Genomic DNA, 16,851 nt, shown 5'->3' with positions numbered 1-16,851 from the left:
CCAAACTCTGCAGGGATACCCTCCGCACCTGGTGTTTTGATGTGGAACTGTCCGAACGCCAACGTGAGGTCCGCCTGGTCGTCACCACCGCCGGAGATGGCAATACAGGTGATTTTGCAAATTGGGTAAACGCCGGATTCATAAAGAAATAAGGCGTATCGGTTTCTCAGGAAACCGGTTGACGGAATTGGTTGTGTTCCAGGAGTTCTTTTTTTGACTGCAGGGCGCGGTTTTGTTGTATGCTCCTAATCATGTTATTGCTGAAAAATATTACGGCGTGTTCTGTTTTGGTCATGGCGTTGTCGGTTTGGGGAAGCGTTAACCCGGCAGCAATCCCTCCGGTTTTAAACTCAATATCATCGATTCGAAAGCTTCCTTTGGAGGAAATGGAAGACGAATGTCCTGTTGATTTTGACGGGCAGGTTCTGTCGTTGCATCCGAAAATGTATGGTGCATATATCTTCGATGGAACGCAGGGGATCTATCTGGAAACACGGAATATGGAGTCGTTTCTCCAGGATATCCGTATCGGTGACTGGGTACGTGTTCGGGGCACGGCCGAAACGGGGGGATTCAGTCATCATGTTGTCATAAAATCCCTTGAGCGCATCGGAAACCGTCCTCTTCCTGCGGCCAGTGCATTTCAGCTGAATGAGATGGAGTTGGCAACGGTTGACTGTGACTGGGTAATGATTCAGGGGCGGCTGGTCTCTATGGAGGTTGATGCTCAGTATAATGCCATTTTTCTGGGTATGGAGATTGCGGGGTATGAAGCGGAAGTGGAGGTCGTTAATCATGCCGGAGCGGTCGAGTATCTTTCCGGATTGATGTACAACAAGGTACAGTTGAATGCGGTCGCCGGCATGTTGTTTAATTCAGAACGACAGATGGTCAAACGTAAGTTTTTCACCAGCGATTTTTCTTCGATTGTTCCAACAGATCCGGATGCATTTGAGCAACCGGCTATTCCTCTGGCCATTCATGAACTTCAACGGGCAGGCTCAGATTATTCTAAAAAAGTTAAAACTGTTGGCTGGGTGACCTATGCGGAAAACGGCGAGCTTTATCTGCGTGGCGAAAAAACGGCGCTAAAGGTGCAGGTGTTGGACAGCCGGAGCATTCATGTGGGGGATTACGTTGAGATTGAAGGATTTGTCTGGCCGCAGCGGATCAGTCCGGGACTTAGAGGAACAGCTGTTAAGGTAATTGAGCACAAGGGAGCCCCGGGGGCCATAGCGATCAATCCGCAGGGGCCGTTAAGCGCGCCGTTAAACAATGAATTAGTGACGCTGGATGTTACCCTGGTCGACCTCGGAAAGTCATTCGGCCTGGCCTCGGAGGATGCCTCTGCTGTAGATCGGATAAACCTGCTTTGCCGGAATGAAGATTATCTGTTTGAAGCGCGCCTCCCGGCCGGAACTGATTTAGTGGATATGGAACCAGGCTCCCGATTGCGTTTGACGGGAATTTGTCAGCTGAAGCTGAATCCGGAGCGTCGAGAAGTGATTGATTTCCAAAGCTTCTGGATGTTATTGCGCAGCGGGAATGATGTGGAATTGCTTCAGCCGGCCCCCTGGTGGACAACAACGCGTTTGCGCTGGGTGTTAAGTATGTTGATGGGCGGTTTGTTGTTGGCGGTGCTTTGGGGACTTCTCTTGAGAAAGACTGTTGCAAAGCAGACGGGCATCATTCAGCAAAAAATAGCTCAGGAAGTAGTTCATGATGAGCGACAGCGCATTGCTCGCGAGTTGCATGATAATCTGGCACAGGGACTGGCCGGCATTGCTTTGCAGATTAAAGGATGCCGGAAACTGGTTGAATTTTCCGCAAATCGGAGAATGAAATGGCTGGATAAAATGATGGCTTCAGTGAGGGAAGAGTCCTTGCCGTTTTCGGGAGAACTTGAAACGGAACGCGTTGCGGCGGCGAGTGATGAAAAGCGGTTTGATCAATCTCTTTCGGTGATGCAGCAGACGCTTAGCTATTGTAGTGCGGAGGCGCGAAATTCCATTATGGATCTGCGTGGCGGTCTGCTGGAACGAATGAATTTGCCTGAGGCATTCAGGGAAGTTCTGCAGCCTTTGGCCGAAGAGTGCGGAGCTTTGTTGAATCTTACTGTTACGGGGAAAGTCAGGCCGTTAGAGCAACGGGTTGAACGAAACCTTCTGTTGATTGCAAAAGAGGCGGCGACAAATGCGGTCCGTCATGCTTCACCGGAATTCATTCATGCGAAACTGTCCTATGAAGAGGATGCGGTGACGTTTTTTTTGCGGGATGATGGTTGTGGATTTGATGCAAACGTATTGCCGCCGGCGGGGCATTTCGGTGTTCGCGGAATGAAGGAGCGTTGCAAAAAAATCGGGGGGTCATTTGAATTGATCAGTGAGCCCGGCCGCGGAACAGAAGTTTGTGTGAGATTATTGATTTCAGATGGAGCAGACAGGGATGGATCATAAAGTCCGGGTCTTGATGACCGATGACAATGCCGTGATGTTAATGGGACTTCAGCAGGTGATTTCTGTGGATCCGGAACTGGAGCCGGTGGGATCGGCGGAAAACGGGGAAGAAGCATTGGAGCGGTATCGCACCCTGCAGCCGGATGTCGTAACCATGGATTATGATATGCCGGGTTGGAGCGGAGTGGAAACCACGGCGAAAATTATCAGGGAATTCCCGGATGCGCGCATTATTCTGCTCTCCGTTTTTGAGTCGGAGGAAGATGTATGGAGCGCTGTACAGGCTGGCGTGAAAGGATATCTCACTAAAAAAGCCGGCGAAATTGAAGATGTGCTTGAGGCCATTCATGAGGTGGCGGCGGGGGGGACTTTTTTCCCGGCCGCAATTGCACGCAAGATAGAAACGCGACGGAATCAGCCGGAATTGTCCGGCGCGGAAATGGCGGTGCTTCGGTTGTTGGGCCGGGGATTGTGCAATAAAGAGATTGTGGATGAGCTCGGAATTTCTGCGGCGATGGTCAAATTTCATATCGTAAATCTTCGTGAAAAACTGGGTGCGGCAGATCGAACGCAAGCCGTTATTATTGCCTGTCAGCGCGGTTTAATCCGGCTGGAAGAATAAGGTGCATTTTTCTGCTTCACCTTTTTTAAACCGATTAGTCACTATCTTTTGATTGGTAGATGTGATTTTTCTTTCTGATATCTTTCTAACTGTTAACGCTCATAAAACTGAGCGCTTTTGCTGATAAGTAAGTAATAACAGGAGGGAACCCCTATGAGGAAGATCGTTGTGCCAATCATGTGTGCCATCATCATGTCTGCACTCAACAGTCTGGGCTTTTTTAATGCGGCGACAGATATTTTAATTCCGCAGTACGACAGCAATCACGATCCCGATGACATTCATTCGATTGCGGCGCTGGGGTGTATGCTGGCCCATGAGGATTATAGCAATGTGAACTATTTTGCGGTCCATGGTGCTTACGGTATTCAAAATGATAATAACTTTATCGATTCACCTCAGTTTTTCAAATTGGTCTTTGGACTGGAGGATCAGAAGTGGGTGAATGCCTCTCCGCAGGATCCGGACTGGAACGGGGCTGTTGCTAAAATTGCGGCGAAAGTGAAGCCGGTTCTTGAAGCCGGGGGGAAAGCCTGGGTGGCCGAGGCCGGACAGTCTGATATTACCGCAGACTGGGTTGCTGCATTAATCGCGGATGGAATTCCAGAAGCGACGATCAAATCCAATGTGATTGTAGTTCAGCATAGCGATTGGAATGAAGAGCAGACCACGCCGGCTGATTTGGCTTATGTGAAGTCGAAGTGTGATTATAAGACGATTAACGATGGAAACGGAACTTCTACGGCCCGCGATCCCAGTGCTCCGGCCACGCCGAGCTATCGATCCACGAATACCAGTTTCCAGCAGGATGCAATGACTTCTCAGAATAAAAAAGCAAAGGCGTATTGGCTTGAGGCGGATTGGGTGATTGCAGATGAAAACTATTATCCTTCGCACTCTTCCATCTCCACCGGTGGCGTCGATTTTTCTGATGCGGTCGAAGTACATTGGATTTTCGGGTCTCCGACAGATTGCGATACCATTGCTGAATTTTGGGCGAAATTTGTGACCAACCTTCCGAACCCGAATCCCGAACCCGATTACCCGGCGCGCGATTATGGTGCGGGGGGAGAGGAAACAGCGACCGATGGAGTCTGGATTGAAAATGGCGGTATGGTGGTCATTGAACCGGAACACGGCGAACTGCATGAAGACTGGGTTGTTCAGCCTAGCACCTACCTCGATGATCCTACGATGGCCGGGAGTATGGGCGATGGATGGATCGAATGGAACGGCGCTCAAAAATTCAGTACGACATTAGACGATGCGCTGGCGAACGGTATTTCAACCTTCCAATTCGAAATTAAGACGGCCGGGGACTACACCTTCCGCTGGCGCTCCAAACAATACGACGCAGTCAGTGCAGGCGATCAGGGGAATGATACGTACGTAAAGTTTGAGACGGGGACTCCGTTGCAGATGACGGCGAACGATGGCAGTACTCAGACGATGACCAAATTCACCAAGGTCTGGGTGCAAAGTCAGACCGCGTGGTCGTGGGGGACTAATTTTGAACCGGTTCATGGCGTATTTGTAACGAATCCGAAAGTTCACTATGAACCCGGAATCCATGAGATCAAAATTGCGGGCCGATCCAAGGGGCATGCCATCGACCGGTTTATTCTGTATCACAGCTCCGCAAACGGTACGACGGCTCAGAATGCACCGGAATCGGAGCGTATTTCGACGGAATCTTACGTTTATGAGGCAGTAAACGATTTTCCGGTAATTACTGCCGGAGAAGTGAATTACTATAAAGATAATGGAAATAATGCGCTGGCCATTAATGCCGCAACGGTAAGCAACCGCGATAAGTTTGCCCGCGCAGAGACCACCTTCAGTGGTTCTACAGGTGTTTATGATGTCACCATTACCGCGTTGCAGGAACTTGATGGCGAATGTGTCTATCAGTTTCTCGTGAATGGTGTGGTAAAAGGGACGGCCACCAACAGCCCCGCTACGGTCGATTATGAGGAACAGAATCACAGTTTCCGGAACATTCTTGTTTCGGAGGGAGATACGATTGCGGTGCAGTCCAAAACGGATTCCAATGGTCTTGTTGCTGAGGGCGATGGGTTTGCCTGGGCACGGGGGCGCTGGCGCACGCTCAGTTTGGCTGCCAATGGAACGGGTACAGGCCTTTCCGTTTCTGCAGGTCCAGATCTGGCACTATATTTTCCTCCGGTATCTGCTGTGATTCAAGGTGCTGCTTCGGATGACAGCGCTGTGGTATCCACAGAATGGGTGCAGGTTTCGGGACCAAATACGGCCATATTATCGGGCACAAACACGGTAACGCTGAGCGCTTCAAATCTTATTGAAGGAACCTATGTTTTCCGTCTTACCGCCATGGACGATGAAGCGAATATCGTAATTGATGAGGTTTCGGTTATTGTAGAGAACGAGCCGCCGATTATTCCGACGACCTCGCTTTTGAAAGAAGATTTCGAGGGCGCCACCACTGGCAGTTCAAGTCTGGCGGGAACGGTGGTTGAAGCCGCGAACACTCTTTCTGCCAAAGTGGTGGAAGCGCCGGCCGCCTTTACCAGTGCATCGGGGAATGTGGTTCTTCTTTCAACGGGTGCTAATAAATATTCCGCTATTCGAGCACCCATTGCAATTGATCTGAGTTCGTATTATTTCCGGGATGGCGATCACTATTCAATTTCGTTTGATATTTATATCCCAACCAATCTGGCAGTATCTGTCGGCGGGGTAAACTTTCGCTGGAAAGATGATTCGAATACAGGCAACGGGCCGACGGTTTCTGATTTTGCCACGTTAAGTGCCGGGGTTCATCATATCGAATACACCGGAACCTTTCCGGTAAATACCGGCGGAAGCGACTTCAATCCCACCAGTGTTCAACCTTTCATCTGGTTTCATCAGGATGGAGCCGAGCTTGCTGACTATGTCTATATGGATAATCTTGATTTTAAAATCTGGGCACCGAATGTGGCACCTGAATTTGCATCCGATCCGATCAATGGCGGTTCGGTGCAGCAGGGATATTCCTACGTTGGAACACTTGCGGATCATGCATCCGATCCGAATGGTGATGCTCTGGTTTTTTCAAAAACCAGCGGGCCAGCATGGTTGGGAGTTGCAGCCGATGGAACGCTTTCCGGAACTCCGGGAGAATCCGATATCGGGACCAATACTTTCAGTGTTCATGTTGAAGATCCCGCAGGAGAAACGGATGCTGCTGAATTAACGGTTGTCGTGCTGGATGGCCCTCCGCCGCTGGAACAGACTGTGTTGTGGGAAGAGGATTTCGATACCATTGCGGCAGGAACCACTTCCGGCAATAATCAGACGCTGGCCGGCACAGCGGTGCAGACCGCGAATACCTTAAGTGGTGAGGTGGTGGCTGCTCCTGCCGGATTCAGCACGGCCTCCGGGAATGTATTCGTGATAAGCACTGCGGATAATGCTTATTCCGCCATACGGCCATCCGCTAATCCGGTTGATCTGTCATCCTACAATATTCAGGCCGGCGATGAGTATACACTGTCCTTCGATATTTATATTCCTGCGGATTTAGCAAAAGCTGTCGGGGATGTTCAGTTCCGCTGGAACAATATCAATGATACCGCGGATGCGGCATTTGCGGTGTTGTCTGCCGGAGTTCACCATATTGAATACAGTGGAACATTTCCTGTTTCAGTTGGAATTCCAACCAGCTGCAGGCCGTTCATTGGGTTCGATCAGAACGGTACGGCGGTATCGGAATATGTTTACTTTGATAATCTGAAATTTGAAATCGGCCCGGTTGGCGGAAGCATTGTTGAAAAAACCGGATTTGAAAAATTCGCGGAAGAGCATGGCCTTTCCGGCGGGGTGCTGGATGATGATGATTCGGACGGCATTGTAAATCTTCATGAATATGCCTTCGGAGGAAATCCGGCGGACGCCGGGGATGCAGGAACTGCTCCGGTGCACCTGGTGGACAATCAGGGGGGCAGCAATGCGTTTAAGTATGTATATGTTCGCCTCGCTGATCCGGACAGCGGAATCCTTTACCATCTTGAGGTGAGCGACAGCATGCTGTCTACGAATTGGGTCAACACCGGTTATTCGGTTTCCGTTGGAGAAGAAATAAACGGGTTTGAATCGGTCACGAATACGTTTCCAATGGTTGGAAGCAATAAATTCATCCGACTGTTGGTTGAGCAGCTGGAGGCGGAATGAGGTATTGAGCCAGATAATCTGGCGCGAAACCCATGTGTTGTTGGTAAGCTTCTCCGGTATTCCGGAGGAGCTTTTTTATAGCCTCCCCGCAGGAAAAGTCGACGTCTTGCACTATATGGCTTCCGTTAAACCCGACAGTGTGCCGTCTATCATTTGATAGGTTGTCGAGCGTGCTCTTTCGCTATATTTCTATTCTTTAGCTGGCATTTGGCAGAGGTATGAGATCGTGCCGGTTTTAGAATGAAACGATGATCAATAAGGGAATTATGAAAACCAAACAGATTATATCTATTTCAGTCTGTACGTTGATGAGCCTGACTTCCTTCGGGAACCCTTCAGGGCAACAGGATGTGGATGGCAGTGCCGCTGCATACAGCGACTCGGACAGCACGGAAAAAATCGTTCCTCGGATCGAAGAGCGGGACGGTAAAAAGTTTTATTACTGGCCGATGTGGAACAAGAGTAAGAATGGGAAATTACAGGTAAAGAAGCCGCATACGACTCATCCGGATGCGCAGTGGTGGCCGCAAGCCGGACTCGGTATTTTTATGCACTGGGGCATTGTCAGTGAATTTGAGCCGAGCGGTGAAGCCTGGGCTGGACGGTGGACGCCGGAGCGAGCGAGGAAGGGCCAGTTTTATCCTGAACAGAAAATCTGGGATGCCGCCAAAACCTTTAATCCCACAAAGTATGATCCTGAAAAATGGATGTCCGCAGCGGCAAAGGCCGGATTTAAATATGCCGTTTTGACCACAAAGCATCATGACGGTTATGCGCTGTGGGATTCTGATTGGGCTTTGATGGGCGTGCGGCAGTATCTGAACGGGCGCGATCTGGTGGCTCCGTTTGTGGAAGCCTGCCGAAATAATAATTTAAAGGTCGGGTTCTACTATTCCGGTATGGACTGGTATTTCATTCGCGACTACATGAATTTCAGTTTTGATCCGAATAAAAAAATGAACTACAAGGGCGAATTTGTTTCTACGCTTCCGAAACAGCCGAAAAGCATGTGGCCTGCATACCAGGAATATAATGCGGCACAGGTGAAAGAACTGATTGCCAAATTTGATCCGGATATTTGGTGGGGCGACGGCGGACATGGATTGCCTATGGAGGAAATTCGCAAACTGCGTCCCGGAATTGTCTGTAATAATCGCGATTCGGGCGGTGGCGACCATGCCACGGCGGAAGGGTTTGGTATGGCCAAGCCGGAATACATCAAGCCGGTGCTGGCCAATGGTTGGTGGTGGGAAGTTAACAGCATCATCACGAAAGGCTCGTGGCATTACGATAAATATAAAAGTGAAGAGGTGTACCCGTCCGATAAAGTGCTGATGGAGCTCGCGAAGGCGCGTTGCATGGGCGGAAACTTTCTGGCCAATATCGGCCCGCGTCCGGATGGTCAATTTCAGGAGCAGGCCTATCGTTTATTTGATGACATGGCGGAATGGATGGAAACGAACAGCAATTCTGTTTTCGGCATCAACGGGGGCGGCCCCTGGCCGGAACAGTGCAACGTGCCGATCACCTGCCGCGACAATGTATGGTTTTTTCATGCCTTTAAACATGAAGCCACGAAAAGCAACCCCATCGTTTTCAACGGGGCGGGCAAACCGGTTGCTGTTACGCTGATGCGAACCGGCGACAAACTGCCGTTTGAATATAAAAACGGTGTTTTAAAATTAACGGTTCCTGAAAAATTAAAAGCGGGGAAGGTCACGGATGTGATCATTGTTGAGTTTGGAAAGGACTTTGATCTGAAACCGTATCTTTTCACACACTGGAACTAGAAGAATCCGTGTTCCGCCTATGGAGCACACTGCTCGTAAGGCGGAACCGTTGATACCGTAAATCCAGCCGTTAAAAAGAGGATGCAATGGGAAAATGGATTATAGTTTTTGCGAGTGCATGGGTTTTTGTCGCTGATGCGGTCTCATTGAATGAAGCCTTCGTTACACCGGAATCGACCAAGGTTACGGTTTGCGATGATCAAATTGAAACGGCTTCACGCATGGCCGCGCCATCCGAGGGATCGGGGTTTATTTGGGGGGGCTATACGCATGCATCGGTCAGTGCGTGGCAGGGCAGTATTTTAATTTCGGGTAATAATCACCGAATGGAACTTTATGCCGTCGGCAGTGGCGGGGACGACGCAACGAGTTCAGCCAATTATCGGGGAACTTATGCGTATACGCTTTTTGATGCGTCAGGGGGAACGGTTCCGGATGCAGCGATCAGCTTATCGCGTATTCGTGTGAATGTGCAGCGCGCCGCGTCCGGGCAATCCTTACGCTGGCTGGTTCGGGATGATGCCGGCCAGTGGTTTCTTTCAGCGACCACAACGTCGGTTTCTTCGGGAATACATTCGATTAACGTTGCAGACCTAAGCTGGTTGCGGGTGGATGCTTCGGCTGAAGCCTATATGAATACGTCTTCGAACGGAGTCTCCCGCGTAAAAACCGCCATTGCCGATCCGGCATCGCTTGTAAGCATTTCACCTGATTTATCGGCCGTTACCGGCGGCGGATTTTATGTTGAATCAGGGGACGAAAATTCAGCAGAGGTGGAAAATTTTATTTTAAATGAAATAACCTGGGAGAGTGATCAGATCGAATTAATTTCACCGCTTGATGCCATGGAGGTGACCGATATTGCTTTATCATTCCGTTGGTGGCGGTTGTCAGGAGAGGATGCTTATCATCTGCAGGTCAGTTCCGATGCCGGCTTTTCAACGCTACTGATTGATGAGCTTGTTTTTGCCCTTCCCGGTGATGATCCGCAGGCAGATGGGAAGGCTTTCTGGAATGACTATCAGCAGGTGGGATATCTGCCGGAAACAGTGCTGCCGGCGGATGAATATTATTGGCGGGTCCGCCCTTTTGACACCAATAACGTTGCGCACGGTCCATGGTCCGCAGTGCGGAGTGTCGTGCTGAATGAAGATCACAGTAAACGCCTGCCCGAGCGGGCGATTTCGCCGGAGAATCCACTTTTTTCTCTGGAGGTTTGGGCAACGGATGCGGAGCTGACTGAAAATTACTGGGCTGATTACTGGGGACATATACCGGCGGACATCAAACCGTATACCTGTATTTCATTTAATCGGGGGAAAGCGTTCGATCATGAAACCTGGCTGGAGGCCTATGGCCGCGTAAAAGAATCGGGGATGAATTTCATGATCATGGCAGCCGGTCCGAATCCGTTCCAAAGCTGGGAACCGCTGACAGAACTGGAATGGGTGTTTCAGCATGTGCCGAATGTTCAGGGGATAATTATCGGAGAAAGTTTCTGGGTCTACAGCAAGGTTCAATGGAAGGAGAATGCTGCAGAAATCATCCGGTATATGAACCGGGTTATTCAGCTCTGCGCCAAATATGGAAAATATTACATGATGGCCGATGGCAACTGGATGGCATCCTGGCGTTGGGATCGTTATTTTGCGAAGGATGAACGGTTTGGACGGGGGACTCATGACCAAACCTGGATGGATCCTGATTTTCTGCGGGAACATAAGGCGTGGCTGGTCTTTGCACCTAAAAGTAATATTACGTGGGATGCTTATCAGATGTCCGGCGCCACACAGGGGGCCTGGTTGGCCGGTTTGTTTGATCATCTGGGCTATTGGGCGGAATCGTGGTTCTGGCGCGATGTGGGATTCAATCAGCCGTTTGATCCGCCGCTTGGATATGATGAAGGCGATTTCAAATACATGCCGCCGAGTTTCTGGAATAATATGCTGATGTTAGGGACGGCGCAGGGGGCTTCTGTTTACTTTATCAGCGGGCAGGGAAATACGACGATGAATGAATACGATCCGGATTCTTCGGAGCCCTTCACGGCCCTGTGGGATCGGAAAGGACAAAAGACGCCGGTTTTGGATAACATCATTATCCCGTTCATTCGGGCGCTAAGTTCGGGCGCGCTTATTCCGACGAAGGAAGAGGTTCTTGGCGAGTTGAAAATTGCAGTACGTCCCGGACCGAATGATGAACCCATGAACGGGGTACCCAGCCCTGTTACGTATCGGAAGTATGATGCGCTGTATAAAGGAACGTTCGGGGTTGAAGATTCTGCTCCCGATGATCATATGGGCGGAGAGATGTGGGACATCATTCCGCAGACCGGACGGTATCCGTTTATTCCGATTCTGCCGGATCCGGTGCAGACTCTTTCAAACACGACTGACCTTGTGGTGGTTGATGTGGCCTCACTTACGAATGCAGTGGAGGTGACGGCATTGTTCAATGCGTATTACCCGCTGCGTTACACGGGCGATGCGTGGGTAAATTTGGTGGGCGATAAATTTTCCATCATGAACAGCAAGGAGAATCAGGATGTTACGCAGGATTTTTCTATTAACATGGAGGGCGGGACGATAACCCGCCTTTCAGGAACCATTCGGCCCTTTAAGCATATTCTGGGACGCCGGGCCAATTTAGGGCACTCCCTGATTCTTCATGCAAACACGTCTGTTACGAATGAACCCACAACACTTACTTTGCTCTGTGATTCAGCATCTGAGCCAATGCTGACTGTTGAGCCCGCTTCGGCCCTGCTTTCCAAGGTGTGGAACGGGACCGAGCTGACCTTTACGCTATCGCACATAAATTATGCCGTGAACATTCGGGTGGATCTGCCGCTGCCGGTTGCGATTACCAACATGGGCCTGACTGCCGAAGGATTTTATGCCTTTGATGTCTTAACTTCTGCCGATTTTGAAAATGATATTCAGGCGTCGGAGGATCTGGCTTCCAATGGTTGGAACACCGTGGAAACCGTGATGAATACGGATTTTTTCACGTTTGTGGATACCAATGTTCCCGCCTATGAAACCCGGTTCTATCGGATTAGGTTAAGAGAGAAAGAGTCAGTGGTTGAATAACCATATGCCGGTCGGTTATTCGCCGAAAGCTGTTTTTCTCTTCTGAAACCGATGTCACATCGCACGTTGCTTTCGGCTATCATATGATAGGTTGTCCTGTGGATTATTGTTGATAGTTTGTTCACCATTGATGCCGTCGTTCCTGCTGGGGTGTTGCGGTGATCATATGCATGACAATGAGTTAGAGGATAGATATGACCATAAATAAATCGATCGTGTATTACGGACTTGTGGTGTGGGGTGCACTTTGCATGCAAAGCCATGCCGTCGAGCAACCGAATATTGTTGTGATCGTGGCGGATGATCTGGGTTATGGGGATATTGGCTGTTATGGCAGTGAGACGATCAAAACACCGCATATCGATGCGCTTGCGGCAAACGGGTTGCGGTTTACGGATTTTCATTCCAACGGGGCGGTCTGCAGTCCCACGCGCGCATCGTTAATGACGGGACGTTATCCACATCGTACAGGCGTGACCAGTGTGATTACGGCACATAAACACCGCCATGCAGGTTTGGCACTGGAGGAAACAACGATTGCAGAAGTGGTGAAGTCTGCAGGTTACAGAACCGCCCTGTTTGGAAAGTGGCATCTGGGCTATCAGCCGAAGTATAATCCGGTGCATCAGGGATTTGATGAATATATCGGGTTTGTTGCTGGCAATGTGGATTTTCATGCCCACCTGGATCAGGTGGGTGAGGAGGACTGGTGGAAACAGGATCAGCTCTGTCCGGAAGAGGGGTACACAACCGATCTCATAACGAAGCACGGCATTGAATTTATTGAGCGGAACCAAAACCAGCCCTTTTTACTTTTTTTAACGCATGAGGCCCCGCACTACCCGTATCAGGGGCGAAATGATCCTGTTCAATATGTGCCGGGTAAAGGGCTCGTGGGTTCGCCAAAGGGAACGCCGGAAACGTATAAAGAAATGATTGAAGTGATGGATGATGACATCGGGCGCATTGTCCAGACTCTGGAAGATTGCGGGCTCAGCGAAAAAACACTTATCTTTTTCTGTTCGGACAACGGACCGGCGGGACTGGGGTCGGCCGGCGGACTGCGTGGTAAGAAAAGTCATGTGTGGGAAGGGGGACATCGTGTTCCGGGCATTGCCTACTGGCCGGGCACGATTGAAGCGGGCCGTATTTCGGATGAAATCGTGATGGGTGCTGATCTGTTCCCAACGATTGCTGATCTTGCAAATGCACCATTGCCGGAGGGCGTTACACGGGATGGAGTCAATCTGCTGCCGCATATTACGGAAGGAACCTCGCTCGAATCGCGTCCCATGTTCTGGGCAAACTGGCGGGGAATGGCGGTGCGTCAGGGCCGATATAAACTGGTCACCAAACCTAAACGTTTTGAAGATCCTGAATTGTATGATTTGGAAAGCGACCCCGCAGAAAAATTAAACATTGCATCGGAGCATCCGGAAAAGGTCGAGGAGCTGCTTAAGCAGTTGAAAAGCTGGCATTATGAGGTCACTGACGGAGTGAAAAAGATTCTATGAGCTGGAAAGAAAAAATTTATCTGGGAGTTGTGTTCAGTGTGGCCGGTTTATCCGGTTGGGCAACGGGATCAACCAAGCCGAATATTTTGTTTATTCTCGCAGATGACCAGTGTTATGAAGCGCTCGGCTGTGTGAACGGGGAAGTACAGACGCCCAATCTGGACCGATTGGCTGAAGGAGGGGCTATGTTTAACCATGCCTATAACATGGGCGGATGGGACGGTGCGCTGTGTGCGGCCAGCCGGGCTATGTTTAATACAGGCCGGTCAATGTGGCATAACTTTAAACTGGATCGTGCAGTACGCAGTAAAGCGTGGCTGAATCCCCCGCCGGAAGTGGATACGGGAAGCACGTGGAGTCAGTGGTTGTCCGCTGCGGGATATCATACGTACTTTGCCGGAAAATGGCACACGATTCTGCATGAAGCGGAAGACGTATTCGATGAAACGGGAACGCTGCGCCCCGGCATGCCGAATCAGACCAAAGAACGGTATGAACGCAACTGGGAGCCGGGCTGTTCGGACTGGAATCCGTGGGATAAATCCAAGGGCGGATTCTGGCAGGGCGGTCAGCACTGGAGCGAGGTGCTGCGGGATGAGGCAACGGCATATTTGCGTAAAGCTCCGCAGCGCTCTAAACCGTTCTTTGCGTATATCGCGTTTAATGCCCCGCATGATCCCAAGCAGGCCCCGAAGGAATATATCGACCGCTATCCGCTGGAATCGATCCGGGTTCCGGAAAACTTTCTTCCGGAATATCCCTATGCACGTGAGATTCAAAGCCGGGATATTCGAGGTGAACGATTGGCTCCTTTTCCGAGAACGGAATATTCGATCAAAGTAAACCGTCAGGAATATTATGCCTTGATTACGCATATGGATGATCAGATAGGTGTGATTCTCGAAGAGCTGGATAAAACCGGCATGCGGGATAATACCTATATCATTTTTACGGCGGATCACGGGCTGGCCTGCGGACATCACGGAATGATGGCCAAACAGAATATGTATGAGCACAGTTTGTGTGCTCCATTGATTGTGTCGGGTCCGGGGATTCCGAAAGGAAAACGTTTTGATGAGCGGATCTATATTCAGGATATTGTGCCGACCACGCTGGATATTGCAGATATTCCAATACCTGAACAGGTGGAATTCCAAAGTTTTCTGCCTTTGCTGAAGGGAGAGGAATATCATGAGCGGGAAGCGATTTATACTGCGTATAAGGATGTGCAGCGGTCGGTTATTGCGGGGGATTTTAAGTTGATCTATTACGCCGATATTCCTTTGTACCGGCTGTTTAATCTGAAAAACGATCCGTATGAAATGAATGACCTTGCGAATCATCCGGAATATGCCGGCAAGGTGGAAGAGCTGCGAAAGGTGTTGCTTCGTGAGATGGAACGCTATGCGGATGAACAACTGACCGAACAGCGTCATTACCGCAAAAAACCGAAGCCGAACACGATGCCGAAAAAGATGTGAGAGAATCGCGGAATCCCTGGAGAGGACTTCTTGAAGCGTTTTGGGGCATTCCGTGAGTTCAGACCATAAACAATTTTTATCCAACGATAACACAGGGAAATGGGTGATGAGTAACTATCTGAAAAAGTATGGCCTCGGTATTGTGATCGCAGGCTTGTGTCATGTGGCGGCAGCCGGAGCGCGGCCGAATATTATTTTTATTCTGGCGGATGATATGGGATACGGCGATGTGTCGTGCATGAATCCGGAGGCCAAGTTTAAAACGCCGAATCTGGATGCCATGGCGGATCACGGGCTGATGTTAACGGATGCACATACGTCATCCGGAGTCTGTACGCCCAGTCGGTATTCGGTGCTGACCGGTCGGTATTGCTGGCGTTCTAAAATGAAACGGGGGGTGCTCGGCGGCTACAGCCCGGCTCTGATTGAAGATGGGCGGGAAACGATGGCGTCGGTTCTGAAGGCGCGGGGATACAATACCGCATGCATCGGGAAATGGCATCTGGGTATGAACTTCCCGACAACGGATGGCAAGAAGGCGGGGCAAAAAGGCGGCGGCACGATGACGTATCGTAACGGGAAGCGATTTACTGATGACGGCGAAATGAAAACCAATGTGGATTGGTCCGGAAAAATCGAGCGGTCACCGACGAGTAATGGGTTTGATTATTTCTTCGGAATCAATGGATCGCTGGATATGCCGCCCTATGTCTACATAGAAAATGATCGTTTTACGGGAACCCCCACCGCCATCAAAGCCTTCCATCGTCCGGGCCCGGCGACCGTGGATTTTGAAGCCGAACAGGTTATTCCGGAACTGACAGACAGGCTGCTTAATTATATTCGGCAGCAGGATGGGACTACGCCCTTTTTTGTCTATTTCCCGATAACCGGACCGCACAATCCGGTGGTTCCGGCAAAAGCGTGGCAGGGGAAGAGCGGAATCGGTGCTTACGGCGATTTCTGCATGCAGATTGATCATCATGTCGGACAAATCATGCAGGCGCTGAAGGATAAAGGTTTCTATGAAAATACGATCGTTGTTTTTTCTTCTGATAACGGGGTCGAGAATCATGCGTATGAGCAGTTCAGAAAAACGGGACATAATTCAAGTGCGGCGTTCCGGGGAGTCAAACGTGACCTCTGGGAAGGCGGACATCATGTGCCCACACTGGTGCAGTGGCCGGCCGTCATTGCGCCGGGGCGGGTTTCAAATGAAACCGTCTGTCTGACCGACTTTATGCCGACGTTTGCGGAGATCGCTGATTTCAGGCTGCCGGAGAATGCGGCGGAAGACGGCGTCAGTCTGCTGCCGATTTTCCAGGGATTGGAACGCAGGAAACCGCTGCGTGCAGGAACCGTGCATCACAGCCTGAAAGGTGAATTTGCGATCCGTGTGGGAAATTGGGTTTTCATTGATGCGCCGGATGGCAATGACCGGGACAATGAGCCGGATTGGTATAAGAAAGAGCGCGGATACCTTCCGCATAACCAGCCGGGCGAGCTGTATGACCTCTCTGTTGATCCTTGGCAGCGGAAAAATGTTTATGCCGAACATCCGGAGCGGGTACAGCAGATGAAGGCGCTGTTGGAACTGTATAAAGCGGAATCCCGCAGTGTGCCGGCGGAACGCCGGGCGTATTGAACATAAGTACAGTATCAATATTTTTTAAGGCGATGCATTCTGTTCCTTCTTTGGAAAGGG

The 16,851-nt window shown here is 50.3% G+C and carries 9 protein-coding genes; all 9 read left to right on the top strand.

The window, feature by feature from the left end; all coding sequences use genetic code 11:
- Positions 1-41 precede the first annotated feature (41 nt).
- Positions 42-152: an NPCBM/NEW2 domain-containing protein gene (locus P9H32_RS18140; RefSeq protein ID WP_431311691.1), complete on the top strand. Its 111-nt coding sequence runs from the start codon at positions 42-44 to the stop codon at positions 150-152.
- Between the two features lie 234 nt (positions 153-386).
- Positions 387-2,456 (top strand): histidine kinase, encoded by a 2,070-nt coding sequence (locus P9H32_RS03635; protein WP_322607506.1) that lies wholly within the window; start codon positions 387-389, stop codon positions 2,454-2,456.
- Positions 2,446-3,078, top strand: coding sequence for a response regulator transcription factor (locus P9H32_RS03630; RefSeq protein ID WP_322607505.1), 633 nt, complete (start codon positions 2,446-2,448; stop codon positions 3,076-3,078). The genes P9H32_RS03635 and P9H32_RS03630 overlap by 11 nt, the downstream gene beginning before the upstream one ends.
- Before the next feature lie 153 nt (positions 3,079-3,231).
- Positions 3,232-7,269, top strand: coding sequence for a PKD domain-containing protein (locus tag P9H32_RS03625; protein WP_322607504.1), 4,038 nt, complete (start codon positions 3,232-3,234; stop codon positions 7,267-7,269).
- 266 nt (positions 7,270-7,535) lie between these two features.
- A complete protein-coding gene (locus P9H32_RS03620; RefSeq protein ID WP_322607503.1) occupies positions 7,536-9,059 on the top strand; it encodes an alpha-L-fucosidase in 1,524 nt (507 codons plus the stop codon).
- Between the two features lie 86 nt (positions 9,060-9,145).
- Complete coding sequence (locus tag P9H32_RS03615) at positions 9,146-12,151, top strand: glycosyl hydrolase family 98 C-terminal domain-containing protein (protein ID WP_322607502.1); 3,006 nt, start codon at positions 9,146-9,148, stop codon at positions 12,149-12,151.
- 194 nt (positions 12,152-12,345) lie between these two features.
- Positions 12,346-13,665 carry a sulfatase-like hydrolase/transferase gene (locus tag P9H32_RS03610; RefSeq protein ID WP_322607501.1) on the top strand — a complete coding sequence of 440 codons (1,320 nt, stop codon included), beginning with the start codon at positions 12,346-12,348 and terminating at the stop codon, positions 13,663-13,665.
- Positions 13,662-15,146 carry a sulfatase family protein gene (locus tag P9H32_RS03605; protein WP_322607500.1) on the top strand — a complete coding sequence of 495 codons (1,485 nt, stop codon included), beginning with the start codon at positions 13,662-13,664 and terminating at the stop codon, positions 15,144-15,146. The genes P9H32_RS03610 and P9H32_RS03605 overlap by 4 nt, the downstream gene beginning before the upstream one ends.
- A gap of 106 nt (positions 15,147-15,252) precedes the next feature.
- Positions 15,253-16,791, top strand: a complete 1,539-nt coding sequence (locus tag P9H32_RS03600) for a sulfatase family protein (protein ID WP_322607499.1) — start codon at positions 15,253-15,255, stop codon at positions 16,789-16,791.
- The last annotated feature ends 60 nt before the right edge of the window (positions 16,792-16,851 follow it).

This window comes from Pontiella agarivorans, assembly GCF_034531395.1.
Taxonomy (GTDB): domain Bacteria; phylum Verrucomicrobiota; class Kiritimatiellia; order Kiritimatiellales; family Pontiellaceae; genus Pontiella; species Pontiella agarivorans.
The sequence above is the reverse complement of the archived record's forward strand: the minus strand, read 5'-3'. Positions and strand labels throughout refer to the sequence as shown.

What these genes read in the sequence shown, in the direction of transcription:
- P9H32_RS03600 (WP_322607499.1), top strand. Translation starts at nt 15,253, where the DNA reads ATGAGTAACTATCTGAAAAAGTATGGCCTCGGTATTGTGATCGCAGGC.
- P9H32_RS03610 (WP_322607501.1), top strand. Translation starts at nt 12,346, where the DNA reads ATGACCATAAATAAATCGATCGTGTATTACGGACTTGTGGTGTGGGGT.
- P9H32_RS03630 (WP_322607505.1), top strand. Translation starts at nt 2,446, where the DNA reads ATGGATCATAAAGTCCGGGTCTTGATGACCGATGACAATGCCGTGATG.
- P9H32_RS03605 (WP_322607500.1), top strand. Translation starts at nt 13,662, where the DNA reads ATGAGCTGGAAAGAAAAAATTTATCTGGGAGTTGTGTTCAGTGTGGCC.
- P9H32_RS03620 (WP_322607503.1), top strand. Translation starts at nt 7,536, where the DNA reads ATGAAAACCAAACAGATTATATCTATTTCAGTCTGTACGTTGATGAGC.
- P9H32_RS03635 (WP_322607506.1), top strand. Translation starts at nt 387, where the DNA reads ATGGAAGACGAATGTCCTGTTGATTTTGACGGGCAGGTTCTGTCGTTG.
- P9H32_RS03615 (WP_322607502.1), top strand. Translation starts at nt 9,146, where the DNA reads ATGGGAAAATGGATTATAGTTTTTGCGAGTGCATGGGTTTTTGTCGCT.
- P9H32_RS03625 (WP_322607504.1), top strand. Translation starts at nt 3,232, where the DNA reads ATGAGGAAGATCGTTGTGCCAATCATGTGTGCCATCATCATGTCTGCA.